Annotated in this window: 13 protein-coding genes and 2 tRNA genes; 5 read left to right on the top strand and 10 right to left on the bottom strand. The window is 70.9% G+C overall.

Going from position 1 to position 15,753, the window contains the following annotated elements:
• Nucleotides 1–153 precede the first annotated feature (153 nt).
• Complete coding sequence (locus ACWFRJ_RS35540; protein ID WP_453540595.1) at nucleotides 154–744, bottom strand: TetR/AcrR family transcriptional regulator; 591 nt, start codon at nucleotides 742–744, stop codon at nucleotides 154–156.
• Between the two features lie 88 nt (nucleotides 745–832).
• Between ACWFRJ_RS35540 and ACWFRJ_RS35535 the strand changes: the two genes are divergently transcribed.
• Together ACWFRJ_RS35535 and ACWFRJ_RS35530 are read left to right on the top strand one after the other, a co-directional pair.
• Nucleotides 833–1,252, top strand: coding sequence for a nuclear transport factor 2 family protein (locus ACWFRJ_RS35535; protein WP_453540592.1), 420 nt, complete (start codon nucleotides 833–835; stop codon nucleotides 1,250–1,252).
• Nucleotides 1,249–1,467, top strand: a complete 219-nt coding sequence (locus ACWFRJ_RS35530; protein ID WP_453540589.1) for a heavy-metal-associated domain-containing protein — start codon at nucleotides 1,249–1,251, stop codon at nucleotides 1,465–1,467. Before ACWFRJ_RS35535 ends, ACWFRJ_RS35530 begins: the two co-directional genes overlap by 4 nt.
• A 111-nt stretch (nucleotides 1,468–1,578) precedes the next feature.
• Here ACWFRJ_RS35530 and ACWFRJ_RS35525 read toward each other — a convergent pair.
• A tRNA-Arg gene (locus ACWFRJ_RS35525) sits at nucleotides 1,579–1,651 on the bottom strand.
• A gap of 232 nt (nucleotides 1,652–1,883) precedes the next feature.
• Nucleotides 1,884–1,974, bottom strand: a tRNA-Ser gene (locus ACWFRJ_RS35520).
• A 214-nt stretch (nucleotides 1,975–2,188) separates the two neighbouring features.
• Between ACWFRJ_RS35520 and ACWFRJ_RS35515 the strand changes: the two genes are divergently transcribed.
• On the top strand, nucleotides 2,189–2,632 hold the full coding sequence (locus tag ACWFRJ_RS35515) for an SSI family serine proteinase inhibitor (RefSeq protein ID WP_453540586.1): 444 nt from the start codon (nucleotides 2,189–2,191) through the stop codon (nucleotides 2,630–2,632).
• A 325-nt stretch (nucleotides 2,633–2,957) separates the two neighbouring features.
• Nucleotides 2,958–7,289, top strand: a complete 4,332-nt coding sequence (locus ACWFRJ_RS35510; protein ID WP_453540583.1) for a PAS domain-containing protein — start codon at nucleotides 2,958–2,960, stop codon at nucleotides 7,287–7,289.
• Between the two features lie 54 nt (nucleotides 7,290–7,343).
• Here the strand turns inward: ACWFRJ_RS35510 and ACWFRJ_RS35505 are convergent, their stop codons facing one another.
• Nucleotides 7,344–7,919 (bottom strand): TetR family transcriptional regulator, encoded by a 576-nt coding sequence (locus ACWFRJ_RS35505; protein WP_453540580.1) that lies wholly within the window; start codon nucleotides 7,917–7,919, stop codon nucleotides 7,344–7,346.
• 183 nt (nucleotides 7,920–8,102) lie between these two features.
• On the opposite strand from ACWFRJ_RS35505, the gene ACWFRJ_RS35500 reads away from it, so the two are divergent.
• A complete protein-coding gene (locus ACWFRJ_RS35500) occupies nucleotides 8,103–9,371 on the top strand; it encodes an MFS transporter (RefSeq protein WP_453540577.1) in 1,269 nt (422 codons plus the stop codon).
• Between the two features lie 63 nt (nucleotides 9,372–9,434).
• Here ACWFRJ_RS35500 and ACWFRJ_RS35495 read toward each other — a convergent pair whose 3' ends face one another.
• The 6 genes from ACWFRJ_RS35495 to ACWFRJ_RS35470 all read right to left on the bottom strand — a co-directional run bounded on the left by ACWFRJ_RS35495 (nucleotide 9,435) and on the right by ACWFRJ_RS35470 (nucleotide 15,753).
• Nucleotides 9,435–11,084 carry a long-chain fatty acid--CoA ligase gene (locus tag ACWFRJ_RS35495; RefSeq protein WP_453540575.1) on the bottom strand — a complete coding sequence of 550 codons (1,650 nt, stop codon included), beginning with the start codon at nucleotides 11,082–11,084 and terminating at the stop codon, nucleotides 9,435–9,437.
• A gap of 235 nt (nucleotides 11,085–11,319) precedes the next feature.
• Nucleotides 11,320–11,883, bottom strand: coding sequence for a SigE family RNA polymerase sigma factor (locus ACWFRJ_RS35490; RefSeq protein ID WP_453540572.1), 564 nt, complete (start codon nucleotides 11,881–11,883; stop codon nucleotides 11,320–11,322).
• A 226-nt stretch (nucleotides 11,884–12,109) separates the two neighbouring features.
• Nucleotides 12,110–13,009 carry a glycoside hydrolase domain-containing protein gene (locus ACWFRJ_RS35485; RefSeq protein ID WP_453540569.1) on the bottom strand — a complete coding sequence of 300 codons (900 nt, stop codon included), beginning with the start codon at nucleotides 13,007–13,009 and terminating at the stop codon, nucleotides 12,110–12,112.
• Between the two features lie 52 nt (nucleotides 13,010–13,061).
• Nucleotides 13,062–14,228, bottom strand: a complete 1,167-nt coding sequence (locus ACWFRJ_RS35480) for a lipid-transfer protein (protein WP_453540566.1) — start codon at nucleotides 14,226–14,228, stop codon at nucleotides 13,062–13,064.
• Complete coding sequence (locus tag ACWFRJ_RS35475; protein WP_453540563.1) at nucleotides 14,225–14,635, bottom strand: MaoC family dehydratase; 411 nt, start codon at nucleotides 14,633–14,635, stop codon at nucleotides 14,225–14,227. The genes ACWFRJ_RS35480 and ACWFRJ_RS35475 overlap by 4 nt, the downstream gene beginning before the upstream one ends.
• Complete coding sequence (locus ACWFRJ_RS35470; RefSeq protein WP_453540560.1) at nucleotides 14,632–15,753, bottom strand: acyl-CoA dehydrogenase family protein; 1,122 nt, start codon at nucleotides 15,751–15,753, stop codon at nucleotides 14,632–14,634. The genes ACWFRJ_RS35475 and ACWFRJ_RS35470 overlap by 4 nt, the downstream gene beginning before the upstream one ends.

Raw genomic sequence — 15,753 nt, 5'->3', positions numbered from 1 at the left:
CGCACGGCCCGTACCCCCGTTCGCCCGCCCCGCCCCACACACGGGAGCGGATCCACCCGCCGCCCTCGCCCACTCCCCTGAACTCACGGGTACCGCGAAAAGTCTGATCGCTCCGGGACGGCAAAATATGACCCTGCCCCGGCGCCGAGTGCATCAGGGCGCAGCCGCACCCAGTACGCGCAGCAGGCTGATGCGGAGTGTCTCCGCTGCCTCCACCTCGGACATCCGGCCGGCATCGACCTCGCTCCCCGCGGCGTGACCGAGCTTGATGGTGACCGCGACCAGCCAGTCCGGTGAAAGGCGACTGTCGAACTCACCCTCCTCCTGGCCGCGTTGGATCACTCGCTTGAGCCGCTCGGCGACCGGCGCGTGGCGTTCGTGATCGTCCGCTGGGCTCACGGGCAGCGGGTCGATCCTCTGGAGCAGTCCGGGGTAGCGCCCGACGGTGCGGGCGGTGGCGTCGAGCAGGCGCAGCAGCGCGCCCGCGGCAGACCCGGCATCAAGGTCGACGGCGTCCATCGCGGCGACGGCTTCCTCCGTCACTCGATCCAGAACTGCCGTGAGCAGCCGCCCCCGTGAGGGGAAGTGGGCGTAGACGGTCTGGCGCGTCACACCAGCGGCCCTGGCGATGCCTTCCATGCTGGCGTCGGGCTCGGCGTTCAGCAGCCGGATCGCGGCATCCAGGACGGAGGCCCTGCTGCGGCGGGCGTCGACGCGACGGGGAGGGATCTGAGGTGACGTCATCTTTTACACCTTGTCAAAATTTACGGACTCTGCAAATCTTACGCGTTGTAAGAGTTCGCCTGTGAGGCCACAGCATGACGGGAGCGCCATGAGCCCCTTCGGCACCGACCCCAAGCAGTTCATCTCCGACTTCATCACGTCGTTCCACAATGAACTCGTGCGCGACGACGAGGACCCGGCGTCGATCTTCGATCGCTATCACACGCCGGACGTCGTCCAGTTCGCAGACGGGCACCGGATGGACCGGGACAAGCTCATCGCGCACACACGCCCGGTGCGCAAGAACAAACCCGGCAACCGCACAGAGGTGCACGAAGCCCAAGCGAGCGGAGACCGGATCGCCGCCCGCTACACCCTCCACGTCCAGAACCGCGGGAAGAGCCTCGCCATCGAGGTCTACTACTTCGGGCAGTTCGCGCAGGACGGGCGATTGCGCCAGGCGCACATGCTCACCCGCACCCTCCCCGCGGGCGACGTGCCGCCATCGCGGCTGGAGGCACCGGCATGACCGAGAGCACCTTCACAGTGAACGGAATGGCCTGCGGGCACTGCGCGGGCTTCATCACCGAGGAACTTCGACGCGTCGCCGGCGTCACCGCCGTGGCGGTGGACGTCGACAACGGAACCATCGCCGTGACCAGCGACAGGGCTCTCCACGTCGCTGACGTGCGCGCCGCGGTCGAGGAAGCCGGCTACGAACTGGCCCCCGCAGAACATGAGTAGAAAGAACTGACCGCCAAAGTCGCCGACGGAAGCGCCTGAGCCTGAGCCGCTGAGTGTGCCCACTGACGCCAAAGGCCCCGCCGGGCGAACCGGCGGGGCCTTTGATCTGTGTGCACTCGGCAGGATTCGAACCTGCAACCTTCTGATCCGTAGTCAGATGCTCTATCCGTTAAGCTACGAGTGCTTGTTTCTTCTGTTGTGTTGCTCTTCCTCCCGGGGTTTTTCTCCCCGGTCGGCGTTGCGAGAACAACATTACATGACCTGCGCCGTGAGGCGAAATCCGTTTCCCCCGCCCCGTCTGAGCTGGGGAAACAGCCGCAAACAGGCCTCAAGCGAGCCACTGACGACCTGTACTCACGACCCGCACTCACGACCGAAGCCCCGGTCCAGTGGACCGGGGCTTCGGGATCTTGCAGCGGAGGCGGAGGGATTTGAACCCTCGATGGGATTTGAGTCCCAAACCGCATTAGCAGTGCGGCGCCATAGACCGGACTAGGCGACGCCTCCAGCTTGCACACCTGCGCGAACGCGAGGGGTGCGTGCAGATGATGACACAGCCAGGCGGCGTGTCACCAATCGCGGATTCCAAGGTACTAGTCGGGCGGCCCGCAGAGCAAAGCGTCTTCCGCGGCCCGCAACGTCGCGGCGTCAACGGCGTTAGACGCGGTAGACCCCGTACGTGTTCGCGTACCCGGTATCCCGCACCCCGTGGAGCCCCGTCATGCTGCGCCGTCTCGTCCTCACCGCCGCCGCGGCCGCCGCCGCGCTGTCCGCCGCGCCCGCCGTCGCCCACGCCGACATGGGCCCCCTCCACCTGTCGACGCCGTTCACCAAGTCGACCCCTGACCGCCTCACGGTGGAGGTCACCAAGGCCGGGGACGGGCGGGACGGAACGTACGAGCTGGAATGTCACCCGACGGGCGGCACGCACCCGCAGGCGGAGGACGCGTGCGGAAAGCTGGACCAGGGCCGGTGGGGCAGCGACACCTTCGCGCCCACGCCCGCCGACGCGATCTGCACCATGCAGTACGGCGGCCCCGCCACCGCGCACATCACCGGGACCTGGCACGGCCGACCCGTCGACGCGACGTACAACCGCAGTAATGGGTGCGAGATCTCCCGGTGGGACAGGCTCGTCCCGGTGCTGCCCGAGGCCACTGCCTAGCTCCGAACCAAGTCCGGGGCTGGTACGAGAATGCTCCGAGGCCGGTCCGAGACTGGTTCAAGGGTGGTCCGGACCAGCCTTGGACCATCCGTTTTTGGCCACCGCCGGGGCCTCTTCCCGGCCCCGTCCGAATCAGCCCTCTCACCACCTCGTCGTGACCAGGGGGTACGGAAGCCTCACATCTTCTGCGTGCGACCTCCCTCTCATCCGGCGTCGCTCGCACAACCGCTCCCCGTAGACTCCCTCCCGTGACACGCCGCGGGCCGCGGGGCAAGATGGCCTGGACGAGTCGGCAAGCAGCAGTAACCAGGGAGGAAGCGTCGTCGTGAGCAGCAGGCCATCCCGAGGCGCTGCTCGCCTCGCAGCCATACTCGACGCGCTCCCGGACGCGCTGGTCCTCGTGAACGCCAACGGGACCGTCGTGAACGCGAACGCGATCGCGCTCGAGGCGTTCGAGACGCCGGGCACCGCCCTCGTGGGACGTGGGCTCCTCGATCTGTTGCCGGAGTTCGACTCCCGGCTCATTCCCGGATCGATGCGCAGGCCCGAATCCATCGACGAGCGCGGGCGGACCAAGCCGACGCGGATGATGGCGCGGCGCACGGACGGCAGCGAGTTCCCCGTCGAGGTCACCAGCTCGAACCTCGAGGACATCCGGGACGCGTACGACAATTACGGCTACACCGGCGACGAGTTGCTCATGCTCGTCGTACGCGACCTTTCGGGCGCCGTGGACACCGAGGCCGAACTCGCGCGCTCCCAGCGGCAGACCGAGATGATCCTGCGCGCCGCGGCCGAAGGCGTCGTCGGAACGGACACCGAAGGACGGGTCGTCCTCGTCAACCCGGCCGCCGCGCAGATACTGGGCTTCCGGGCCAGCGACCTGGGCGGGCAGGAACTCCACCACCTGGTGCTCCACTCGCGCGCCGACGGCGAGCCCTTCCCCTACGAGGAGTCCCCTCTCGCGGACACGCTCCGCTCCGGACGCAAGCACCGGGTACGCGGTCAGGTCCTGTGGTCCAAGAGCGGTGACCGGGTCGCTGTCGACCTGACGACGGCGCCGGTGCGGGACGGGGATCAGCTCGTCGGCGCGGTCATGACGTTCACCGACCGGCGTCCCTACGACGCGCTGGCCGAGGAGCACGAGGCCGCGATCGCGCAGCACGCCGAGGAGATGCAGGCCGCGACCGACCGGCGCGCGGAGGAACTGCGGGCCGCCACCGAGCGGCACACCGCGGAACTGGCCGCCGCCGCCGAGGAGCGTGCGGAGGAGATCGCCGCCGAACAGGAGCGGTACGCGGCGCTCGCCGAGCGCGAGAAGGACCGGTTCGAGGAGCTGGCCGAGAGCGAGAAGGCGCGGTACGACGCTCTGGCCGCGCGGCACGAGCAGCTGCTCGCCGTGCTCGGTTCCTCCCTGCGGGGTCCGCTCGACGAGCTGCGGCGCGAGCTGTCGGCTCTGGCCGCCGATGACGCCGGGCAGTTGTGGCCCGAGGCGAATCAGGTACTTCATCATCTTTCGGCCGGGTACGCGCGCATCACGACCCTGGTCGACAACGTCCTGGGCTTCCAGTTGCTCGACTCGGGCACGGAACAGCTCTCCCGCGTGAAGGTCATGCTCGACGCCGTCGTCGCCAGTGGTGTGGAGGGCGCGGTCGAGCTGATCGGGCCCGGACGCGCACAGTTCGCGGTGCACGCGCCGCCGATAGAGGTCGAGGTCGACCCGGGGCGCCTTGCCACGGCTCTCGCCCACCTGGTCGCCGACGTGGCCGGCATCGACGCCACGGGCAACGCCCGCGCCGGTGTGAACCCCTCGGCCGTGCAGGCCGGTGGCTACGTGGACTCGACCGTGGTCGTCGCCGCCGCTCAGCGCGGTGAGGTCGTCCGTATCGAGGTGCGGGGGCCGTACGCCGGGGGAGACCCGGTGCACGAGCCGATCGTCCGGGGCATCGTGCGGGCGCACGGCGGCGTGCTGCAGACGCATGAGGTGCCGGGGATGAGCGGCAACGCGTACGTTCTTGAAGTACCGATCGGTACAGGGAGCGGGGCGGTTGTCGGTGCCCCTGAGGGTGCCCCAGAAGTAGGTTCTTCTGTCGTCGTGCCTGAGCAGGCTTCGCCTGCCACGGGTGGCGGGCGGCGGCGGGCCCGGCGGGCTGCTGGGCCTTCGGTGGACTCCTTCCTTGAGAGTTCGGGTCCGGAATCGGGTTCGGGTTCGGGTTCGGGTTCGGATTCCGGGGGCGGGTCTTCAGGGGGTGCTGCTGCCGGGAGCGAGAACGGTGTTTCCGGTGGGGTTTCCGGTGGGGTTTCGCCCAGTGGGACCGGGCGGCGTCGTGGGCGCCGTGCGGCGGAGGCCACCGCTGAGGCGCAGGCTGCCGCTGAGGCCACGGGATCGATCGATGTGCCTGTTGTTCCGGAGGCGCCCACGCAGGGCGCACAGGCCGCACGGGGCGAGGGTTCGCAGGCTTCCAGTGGTACGGGGCGGCGTCGTGGGCGGCCCAGCGCCGCGGAGGGCTCTACGGGCGCTACGGGCTCCGTAGGTTCCTCTGTGGCGTCCGTGGGTTCCGTGGGCTCTGTGGGCTCCGTGGTGACCGCTGCCGAACACGCCGCTGCCGGGTCGGCGACTCTGGGGCAGACGGTGCCGCCGCAGGGCGTGCCGGTTCGCGCGGGGGCCGTGGCACCTGCCCCTTCCGGGCAGCGGGCCCGTCGGAACGATGAGCAGCTGGCGTTGCCGCCCGCGCTGCCTTCTGCCGCCGGTGGTTCCGGGGCCGGTGGTTCCGGGGCAGGGACTGCTGTGGCTGTCGCCGGTGACGCGGGCGAGGCCTCGGCCCGGCCGACCGGACGGCGCCGCCGTGCGCTGGCCGCCGCCAAGGAGCGGGCCGCCGCCGAGGAGGCTCCCAGTGGGCGCGTCTTCGCTCTGCCGCCCGCATCCGCGGACCAGGACGCATCCGCGGACCAGGACGACGCGGGTCAGCAGCAGCACGAAGCCGCTCTGCGCCACCCCGACGACGACCACACCCCGCCGCAGCCTCACCCGGCCCAGGCGCCGACGGGCCACCGGCGGTCTCACTCAGCGCCGGGAGCGCCAGGGGCTCCTGAGGCGCCTGCTGCTCCTGGTACTCCTGGAACTCCCGCAGCTTCCGACGCGGCGGAGGACGCACAAGGGACGCCCCCCGCCGGTGTTCCCTCGCAGGCCACCACGTACGCCGAAGGCACTCCTGCGCGAGGCGTCCACACGCCCAGCAGGGGCGTCGCACTCCCGCCGGAGCGCGGGGCCGAGGCCCGGGCCTCGCAGCCGCTGCCCGCCGAGGCCGCGCCAGGCGACCCGAACTCGACGCAGGGGCGCGCGATCAGCGTGCGCACGCTCGGGCAGGGTGTGCCGTTCGGCCAGCAGATCGCCGAGCAGCAGCAGCGTCGGCTCGGGCTGCCGCAGGGCGGCCAGGCCTCGACGGGGGCGACACAGTCGCCGCAGATCCCGCAGGCACCGCAGCCCCCGCAGGCATCTCCGGCCCAGCAGGCCCCTCAGACGCAGCAGCCCCAGCCCCAGCAGCCCGCCGCAGGCCCGCTGCCTGAGCAGGCACCGGAGCAGGCATCGACGCAGCCCGCGGCCGCAGCCACGGGGCAGTCGCAGTCCCACACCCTCGGCGGCTCCGTCAGCGGCTCCGGGCGCCGGCGCAGGCTGTCGACTCCCCCGGATCCCGCGGGCGATGACCGCCCCGAGGCCGCGGCCCGCCCGCACCCTCAGACCCAAGCCCAGGCCCAGGCTCCGGCTCAGGCCCAGCCGCAGTCCCGGATCGGGTCCTCCACCGAGGGCACGGGCCGCGCGTACGCGATCGGCGCACCGGACGAGGACGCCGACGAGGGTCCGGAGCCGCTGGACGGTCCCGGCGGCGCGGTCGAGGTCTCCAACCGGCCCCAGCCGCAGCCCATGGACGACGAACTGCCGCCCGAGCCGCTGGACAACCCGCGCCGCCTCCTCGTCTGGCCCGCACCCGACGTCACTACGCAGCAGGCGCTCAGCGACCGCGGCTACCGTCCCGTGATCGTGCACTCCCGCGAGGAGGTCGACGCCCAGATCGCGGCGTTCCCGGCGGCGCTCTTCGTTGACCCGCTGACCGGCCCGATCACGCGTACGGCTCTGCAGTCGCTGCGCACGGCCGCCGTCGCCGCCGAGGTCCCCGTGCTCGTCACGGCGGGACTCGGGCAGGCGACGCGCGAAGCGGCGTACGGCGCCGACCCCGCCGTACTCCTGAAGGCCCTCGCGCCCCGCGACAGCGAGCAGCACCCGCCCCGCGTCCTGCTCATCGAGGAGCACGAGGAGATCGCCCTCGCCCTGACCGCGACGCTCGAACGGCGTGGCATGCAGGTCGCGCGGGCCGAGAGCGACGCGGACGCGGTGACGCTCGCGGCACAGATGCGGCCGAACCTGGTGGTGATGGACCTGATGCAGGTACGTCGCCGCAGGGCCGGAATCATCGACTGGCTGCGCGCGAACGGCCAGTTGAACCGCACCCCGCTCGTCGTCTACACCGCCGCCTTCGACCAGACGGAACTGCCGCGGCTCGCGGCGGGGGAGACGGTGCTGTTCCTCGCGGAGCGCTCGACGAGCGACGAGGTGCAGGGCCGCATCGTGGATCTGCTGGCGAAGATCGGCACGAACTGACCGACACGGGCCAGGTCCGGTCCGTGCAGACCTCCACGAAGCGGGCCCGATTCCTCAGGCGGTGATGCGGCGCACCGCGGCCTTGATCGAGGTGCGCAACCGCTCCCGGTCGTCGTCCCCCTCGCCGACGAGGATCCGCCGCATCTGCGGAACCGCCGTCGACCAGCCGGCCAGCGCGACCAGCATGAACATCAGGTGGGGCGCGGGGATCTCGTCGCTGATGACGCCTCGGGCCTGGGCGTCGGTGAGCACGGCGACCTTGTGGTCGTAGTGGCTCTGCCGCTCCGGCTCGTCGGGGAGCTCGTCCGTGCCGTACTCGATGCCCTCCCAGAAGAGCAGGCGCAGGAGCTCGGGGTGAGCGGCGTGGTAGTCCATCAGCCGGTCCATCCAGCCGTCCATGTCGTCGGCGTCGACGGGATGGCTCTTCGCCATCTCGAGCATCCGTTCCCCGAGGACCTGGGTGAACAGCTCCGCCTTGTTGCCGAAATAGGCGTAGATGAGCTGCTTGTTCGCCTTCGCCTCGCTCGCGATGCGGTCGATACGGGCGCCCGCGATGCCGTACCGCGCGAACTCGGCCACCGCCGCCTCATAGATCCGGGCCTTGGTGGCTTCGGGGTCTCTCACTGCCATGGGGACAGGGTAGCCAATCCCTTCGGGTAACCAACTGGTTGGTTGCTTGACATCGCGCCGATCGGGGGCGCAGACTTCTTCCAACCAACTGGTTAGTTGCCCCGGTTGCCTCGTCGGACCGGGCGTTGTCTTACGTCTCCACGCACGTTGCCTTACGTATCCACGCAAGGAGTCCTGCCTCTCATGCCGCCCACACCCTCAGCCATCAGAAGCCGGACCGCCGCGCCCCCGAAGGGCACCGGGGCCGCGCCGCCCGGGCGCGCCGTCCGGCCCGGCGTGCTCCTCGCCGTCGTGGCGATCTGCACGGCGGTGACCGCCGCCAACATCTATCTGGCAGCTCCCCTGCTCCCCCTCATGGCGCACGACTTCGGCACCCAGCCCTCCGACCTGGCCTGGCTCGCCTCGGTGTCTCTTCTCGGGTACGCCGCCGGGCTGCTGTTCTTCGCCCCGCTGGGTGACACGGCGAACCGCCGCCGCCTCGTCGGCATACTCTCGGTCGCCGCGACCCTGGCCCTGGCGGCGGCCTCGGTCTGTTCGGGCTCCGTCGCGCTCGCCTGCGCCCTGTTCGTCGCCGCGGCGGCGAGCGTCATACCTCAGCTTCTGGTGCCGCTGGTCGCCGAGCGCGCGCCCGCCGACCGTCGTGCCCGGCATGTGGCGGCCGTGATCGCGGGACTCTTCGCGGGAGTTGTCGCCGCGCGGGTGCTCGGCGGGCTCGTGGGCCAGGCCCACGGCTGGCGCGTCGTTTTCGTGGGCGCTGCCGTGCTGACCCTGATACTCGGCCTCACCACCGCCGCTCTGCTGCCCGCCGACGACCGGCCGCGCCACACGGGTCCGGCCCTTGCCGGTCTCGCCCGGCTGCCCCGGGTCCTGAAGGACTCGCCGGAGCTGCGCCGCGCCTGCCTGCGCCAGGGCGGGATGTACGGAGCGTGGAGCGCGGTGTGGACCTCGCTCGCCGTGCTCCTCACGAGCGGTACGTACAGCATGTCGACCGGAGCCGCCGGACTCTTCGGCCTCCTCGGGCTCTCCGCGACCGCGGTCGCCCCGCTGGCCGGCGGGTTCGTCGACCGGTTCGGGGCGGCACGGGTCACGGCGACCGCGTACGTCGGGGCGGCGGTCTGCCTGCCGCTGTTCTGGCTTGGCGGGCGGCAGTTGTGGGCGCTGTGCGCGGCCGGGATCCTGATCCACGCCGCCCTGGTGGCGAGCCATGTCGCCAACCAGACCCTGGCCCTGACCACCACCAGCCTGCCCGCCACCGCCAACACCGCCTATGTGGTGGCCGGTTTCGCGAGCGGCGCCGGAGCCTCGGCCCTGGCCGGGAGCGCCTTCACCCACTGGGGCTGGGGCGGGGTGTGCGCCATCGCGACGGCGTGGCTGGCCCTCGGCTGGACCACGGCGATACGCCGCTCCGGCGGGGCCTCGGCTGCACGCCGCTCCGGCGAGGGAGCGGCGTAACACCCGGGCTTTATGGGAAGTCGGACCGAAGGCGGACCGAACTCGGACCGAAGGCAGACCCCCTCAGAGCTTCGTGACGTCCAGCTCCCCGTCCGCGTACTGCCTGCGCAGCACCTTCTTGTCGAACTTGCCGACGCTCGTCTTGGGCACGGCAGACACGATCGCCCAGCGCTCGGGCAGTTGCCACTTGGCGATGGTGCCCGCGAGGAAGTCGCGCAGGACGGCGTAGTCGATGCTCGCGTCCTCCTTCAGCACGACCGTGGCGAGCGGGCGTTCGCCCCACTTCTCGTCGGGGACGGCGACGACCGCCGCCTCCGCGACATCCGGGTGGGACATGATCGCGTTCTCCAGCTCGACGCTGGAGATCCACTCGCCGCCCGACTTGATGACGTCCTTCGCACGGTCGGTGAGCGTCAGGAATCCATCGGAGGTGATCACGCCGACGTCGCCGGTCTTCAGCCAGCCGTCCGCACTGAACTTGTCCTCGGGCTTGAGTGCCTCGCCGTCCGCGCCGCCGTAGTAGGCGCCCGCGATCCACGGCCCGCGCACCTCGAGCTCGCCCGCCGACTCGCCGTCCCACGGCAAGTGTTCGCCACCGGGTCCGACCAGGCGGGCCTCGACCCCGGTCGGGAAGCGGCCCTGGGTGAGGCGGTAGGCGAACTCGTCGTCGGTGCCGATGGACTTGGCCGGCGGACGGGCGACCGTGCCGAGCGGGGAGGTCTCCGTCATGCCCCAGGCGTGGCAGACCCGCATGCCCAGCTTGTCGAACGCCTCCATCAGCGAGGGCGGGCAGGCCGAGCCGCCGATGGTGACCTGGCCGAGCGTGCTGACGTCACGCGGCTTCGCGGTGAGTTCGGCGAGCAGGCCCTGCCAGATGGTGGGGACGGCGGCCGCGTGCGTGGGCCGCTCCGACTCGATCATCTCGGCGAGCGGGGCGGGCTGCAGGAAGCGGTCCGGCATCAGCATGTTCACACCGGCCATCAGGGTCGCGTGCGGCAGACCCCAGGCATTGACGTGGAACTGCGGGACGACGACGAGCGTGGTGTCCGCGTCCGTCAGGCCCATGGACTCGCTCATGTTGACCTGCATGGAGTGCAGGTAGATGGAGCGGTGGGAGTAGACGACGCCCTTGGGGTCGCCGGTGGTGCCGGAGGTGTAGCACATGGCGGCGGCCGTGCGCTCGTCGAGCTCGGGCCAGTCGTAGGCCGTGGGCTTGCCGGCGATCAGGTCCTCGTACTCGTGCACCTGGGCCTGCACTCCGGCCAGCGGCGAGCGGTCGCCGGGGCCCGAGATCACCAGGTGCTCGACGGTCGGCAGCTGCGGAAGGAGCGGCGCGAGGAGCGGGATGAGGGAGCCGTTGACGATGATGACGCGGTCGGCCGCGTGGTTCACGATCCAGGTCAACTGGTCGGCGGGCAGCCGGAGATTGAGGGTGTGCAGGACAGCGCCCATACAGGGGACCGCGAAGTAGGCCTCGACATGCTCAGCGTTATTCCACATAAATGTGGCAATTCGCTCGTCGCCGTCGACCCCGAGGTCTTCGCGCAGCGCGTGCGCGAGCTGGGCCGAGCGTTCGCCGATCTCACGGAAGCTGCGGCGGTGCGGAGCGGCCTCGCCGGTCCATGTGGTGACCTGCGACGACCCGTGCACGGTCGTCCCGTGCCGAAGGATGCGGGTGACGGTCAGTGGTACGTCCTGCATCGTGCTCAGCACGGCGTCCTCCCGGTGGGCGCGCGGCATTCATCCGGGGCGGCTCCCGAATGACCTACCTGGCAGTAGGGCTTGCCAGATTGTTGCCGCATACCGCACGGTATGTCACTAGGGCGGGAGAAGAAAGGTCCGCGGAGCTGCGGTGCTCACGGGACGGGAGGCGCGACGATCTTCGGACTGGATGCGCCGCGATCACCGGACAGGTAGCGCGGCGATCACAGGCTCGGATGTGCCGCGATCACCGGACCGGCGTGAGCTCCGGGTCCTCGCGCAGCTTGCCGAGAGCACGCGACACCGCGCTCTTGACGGTGCCGATGGACACCCCGAGCACCTCGGCCGTCTGCGCCTCGCTGAGATCCTCGTAGTACCGCAGGACGACCATCGCCCGCTGCCGCGCCGGCAGCTTCATGATCGCGCGCCACATCGCGTCCCTGAGCACCTGCTGCTCGGCCGGATCCCCGACCGGCGTCACCTCGGGCTCGGGCAGCTCGTCGCACGCGAACTCGTCGACCTTGCGCTTGCGCCACTGCGAGGTCCGGGTGTTCAGGAGGGCCCTGCGCACATAGCCGTCGAGCGCCCGGTGGTCCTCGATCCGGTCCCACGCGACATAGGTTTTGGTGAGGGCGGTCTGCAGCAGATCCTCGGCATCGCTCGGATTCGCTGTCAGTGAGCGCGCGGTGCGCAGCAACACGGGCTGCCGTGCCCGTACGTACGACGCGAACGACGGATACGCCGAATGACTCGCTGTCCGCGTCGCGGCCTTCGATGCGCTGGTGCACATGGACACCATGGATACGGTCATGGCTCCACGCTAGAAGCGACCCCTACTTCAGCGGATCGGCCGCAGGTCCCGAAGCGGTGTCCGCCTCAGGTTGTACGCGGGGTGGTAGCCCCACCTCCTGAAGGTGGAGGAGGCGGAGCACGCCTCTGAGGGTTCGCCCCTGAGAATCCGCGCCGCAGCAGCGCCTCCGCCCCGCTTCTGCCCCGCTTCTGCCCTGCTCCCGCCGCGCTTTCGCCGCGCTTTCGCCCTAGCCGATCCGGGCCACCGGGGCGTGCACGAGGTTGCGGTCGATCATCAGTTTGCGCCCGCCGTGCTTCTCCTTCACGTTCCCCGCGTACTGGTGAATGCGCCGCTCAGGGCGCCACGCGTTCTTCGCGAGCACGGGCTCGCGGTACAGGTGCGGCCGCGTGTGCCAGCGCGCGAACCACATCGCCGCCGGCAGATCCCGCACTCCTGCCCGCCGCGCCGTCTCCATGTGCCGTACGCCCGAGTCCGCACTGCTGTAGAACCCCGGTACGTATCCGAGCCTGCGCACCTCACGGTCCCAGGCTCGCACGAAGGCCAGGGTGGTGTTGCCGCACTTGGCCTTCCAGTACGTGTACGCCTCCATGTCCAGATAGAGCGCGCTCTGCCGCTGCATCCCGAGCGCCTTCGCCTTCTGTACCGCGTCGTGCCCCTCCCGCGTCCCCTCACGCCAGGGATGCCGCCCGATGCGTACGTCCTTCTTGTGCTTCGCGGTGACACAGGGCGACTGCGAACCGACGTACACCGGAAGGACCTTCCACCCAAGAGCCCGCACCGAACGCATCCAGCTGGGGGAAAGCTGCGGCTGGCGCTGGCACGCCCGGCCCCGGCCCGCGTAATAGACGCCCACCGCTTGGTAGTCGGAGGACTCCCAGCGGCGCATCGTGTCGACGGACGGGGCGAGGCAGGTGTCGAAGGCCCAGCCATGGAAGGTCGTGACCCCCGCCGCACGCCCCTCGCCGACGGCCGCACGCCCCTCGGCCACGGACGCACGCCCCTCGGCGACAGCCGCACGCCCCTCGGACCCGGGTCTGCTCACGGCACCGACCGCTGGCGCACCCACCGCCGGAGCGGTCAGGGCGACGGCGAGGACAAGGCCCATCATCAGCTTCTTGCAGCGCATGAGCCGAGTGAAGGCCCCCGGGCCCGCGCCCCGGCCGGGACACGCTCCGCGTTCAGCCGTCCGCCGCCAGAATCAACCCCGACGTGGGCACACCGGTGCCCGCGGTGACGAGCGTGCGCGCGGCCCCCGGTATCTGGTTCACGGACGTGCCGCGCACCTGTCGGACCGCTTCCGCTATGCCGTTCATCCCGTGCAGGTACGCCTCCCCGAGCTGTCCCCCGTGCGTGTTCAGCGGCAGCGTCTGACCGGCCACGAAGTCCGCGGCCTCACCCGGCCCGCAGAAGCCGAACTCCTCCAGCTGCATCAGCACGAACGGAGTGAAATGGTCGTAGAGAATGCCCACGTCGATGTCGGTGGGCGTGAGACCGGAGTTGCGCCACAACTGCCGCGCCACCACGCTCATTTCAGGCAACCCGCTCAGGTCGTCGCGGTAGAAGCTGGTCATCTGCTCCTGCGCCCGGCCCGCGCCCTGGGCCGCCGCCGTGATGACGGCGGGCGGGTTCGGCAGATCCCGGGCCCGCTCCACGCTCGTCACGACGATCGCCTGCCCGCCGTCGGTCTCCTGGCAGCAGTCGAGGAGCCGCAGCGGCTCGACGATCCAGCGCGACGCGGCGTGATCGGCGAGCGTGATCGGCTTCCCGTGGAAGTAGGCAGCGGGGTTGGTCGCCGCGTACTTCCGGTCGGTGACCGCCACATGGCCGAAGGCATCGGGGGTGAGGCCATAGGTGTGCAGATAGCGCTGGGCCGCCATCGCCACCCAGGAGGCCGGGGTCAGCAACCCGAACGGCAGGGCCCAGCCGAGCGCCGCGCCCTCCGCCGAGGGCTCCCGGTGCTGCACGCCCGAACCGAAGCGCCGGCCCGACCGCTCGTTGAACGCGCGGTAGCAGACGACGACTTCGGCCACTCCGGTCGCCACCGCGAGCGCCGCCTGCTGGACGGTCGCGCAGGCCGCTCCTCCGCCGTAGTGGACGCGCGAGAAGAACGAGAGCTCCCCGATACCGGCCGCCTGCGCGACGGTGATCTCCGGGTTCGTGTCCATCGTGAACGTGACCATGCCGTCTACGTCGTCGGGGCCGAGCCCGGCGTCGTCGAGCGCGAGGCCCACCGCCTCCACGGCGAGTCTGAGCTCACTGCGCCCCGAGTCCTTGGAGAACTCGGTGGCCCCGATCCCGACGACGGCGGCCTTCCCGCCGAGGTGGTCGCCCCTGCGTACGCTCATGCCGCGCTCCCAGCCGACGAGGCCCCGCCCGGAACGGTGACCGTGACGGTGCCGGTGACGTGCTTGCCTATGCCGTTGGCCCCGACCACCTTGACCGTGGCCGTGTCGCCGTCGACCTGCTCCACGGAACCGGTGAGGACCATCGTGTCCCCCGGATAGTTGGGCGCCCCGAGGCGGATCGCCACCTTGCGGAGGGTCGCCCCGGAACCGAAGTGGTCGGTGATGTACCGGCCGACAAGCCCGTTCGTGGTCAGGATGTTCATGAAGATGTCGGGGGAGCCCTTCTCCTTGGCCGCCAGCGCGTCGTGGTGCACGTCCTGGTAGTCCCGCGACGCGATCGCACCGGAGACGATCAGCGTCCGGGTGACCGGAATGGTGAGCTCCGGCAGCTCGTCACCGACTCTCATGCCGTCTCCTCCCGCGCGAACTGAGTGCCCGGGTTGCCGGGGCTGCTCGAGCCGCTCTGCGCTATCAAGTCACCCATTTCTTGCAGGACTTCGCTCCCGCTACCCAGGTACGCGTCCAACTGCCGCCCCCACAGGAAATGCCGGTGTACGGGATGGTCGAGGTCGGCCCCCATGCCGCCGTGCAGATGCTGGCCCGCGTGTACGACGCGCACGCCCGCCTCCGACGCCCACCACGCGGCGGTCAGCGCATGAGTGCCGTACGGCAGCCCGGCGTCGCGCCGCCAGGCCGCCTCGTACGCCGTGACCCGTATCGCCTCGGTGTCCATGTGCGCGTCCGCCGCCCGGAGCTGGACCCCCTGCTTGGCGGCGAGGGGCCGCCCGAACTGCTCCCGCTCGTTCGTATGGGCGACAGCGCGGGCCAACGACCCCGCGCACACCCCGGCCTGGAGTCCGGCGAAGGCCGTACGCGCGGTCGCGAGGACGTCCTCGTACGCCCCTCGCCCTCCGATCCGCTCCCCAGGGGTGCCGTCGAGGACCAGCCGCCCCGCGGCCCAGGGCGCGGTCAACTCCACGGGTCCGGTGTCCGCGTCGGCCACCCGCACCCTCCACAGGCTGTGGCCGCCCCGCGGCGCCGGATCGCGCACCGCCACCAGGACCTCCGTGGCGTCCCGCAGCCACGGCACCCAGGGCACCACCCCGGTCAACGCCCCGGGTGATCCGCCGGCCGCGGACGCCGCCCCCTCCACGGAGGCCACCACGCCGCCCCGCGCCAAAAACGCCCCCGTCGCGACCGCCGTACCGTCCCGCAGCCCCGGAAGCAGCCGCTCCCGCTGCTCCTGCGTGCCGTGCGCCGCCACCGCGAGCAGTCCGTAGACGCAGCTCGCCGCGAACGGCACCTGCGCGGTCACCCGCCCCTGCTCCTCGAGCAGCAGCACGAGCCCGAGCAGCCCGACATCCTCCACCGCACCCGGCAGGCCCGCCCCGCACAGCGCCTTCCACAGCTCGGCGTCCGATCCTGTCCCCGCCGCCGCGAGCCGCTCGGGCGTGGACAGGTCCCCGAAGATCTCTCCGGCGAGGTCCCGCGCGGCGGCCTGCTCCTCCGTAGGCGTGAAGTCCAT

The organism is Streptomyces sp. NPDC055239 (assembly GCF_053606205.1).
Note: the sequence above shows the minus strand (reverse complement) of the source record. Positions and strands in the feature narration are given on the sequence as shown.

Bases quoted from the DNA above. Each gene is read 5' to 3' on its own strand.
- ACWFRJ_RS35480 (WP_453540566.1), bottom strand. From the start codon at position 14,228: ATGAGCGTACGCAGGGGCGACCACCTCGGCGGGAAGGCCGCCGTCGTC.
- ACWFRJ_RS35490 (WP_453540572.1), bottom strand. From the start codon at position 11,883: ATGACCGTATCCATGGTGTCCATGTGCACCAGCGCATCGAAGGCCGCG.
- ACWFRJ_RS35530 (WP_453540589.1), top strand. From the start codon at position 1,249: ATGACCGAGAGCACCTTCACAGTGAACGGAATGGCCTGCGGGCACTGC.
- ACWFRJ_RS35485 (WP_453540569.1), bottom strand. From the start codon at position 13,009: ATGCGCTGCAAGAAGCTGATGATGGGCCTTGTCCTCGCCGTCGCCCTG.
- ACWFRJ_RS35500 (WP_453540577.1), top strand. From the start codon at position 8,103: ATGCCGCCCACACCCTCAGCCATCAGAAGCCGGACCGCCGCGCCCCCG.
- ACWFRJ_RS35540 (WP_453540595.1), bottom strand. From the start codon at position 744: ATGACGTCACCTCAGATCCCTCCCCGTCGCGTCGACGCCCGCCGCAGC.
- ACWFRJ_RS35515 (WP_453540586.1), top strand. From the start codon at position 2,189: ATGCTGCGCCGTCTCGTCCTCACCGCCGCCGCGGCCGCCGCCGCGCTG.
- ACWFRJ_RS35470 (WP_453540560.1), bottom strand. From the start codon at position 15,753: ATGGACTTCACGCCTACGGAGGAGCAGGCCGCCGCGCGGGACCTCGCC.
- ACWFRJ_RS35535 (WP_453540592.1), top strand. From the start codon at position 833: ATGAGCCCCTTCGGCACCGACCCCAAGCAGTTCATCTCCGACTTCATC.
- ACWFRJ_RS35475 (WP_453540563.1), bottom strand. From the start codon at position 14,635: ATGAGAGTCGGTGACGAGCTGCCGGAGCTCACCATTCCGGTCACCCGG.
- ACWFRJ_RS35505 (WP_453540580.1), bottom strand. From the start codon at position 7,919: ATGGCAGTGAGAGACCCCGAAGCCACCAAGGCCCGGATCTATGAGGCG.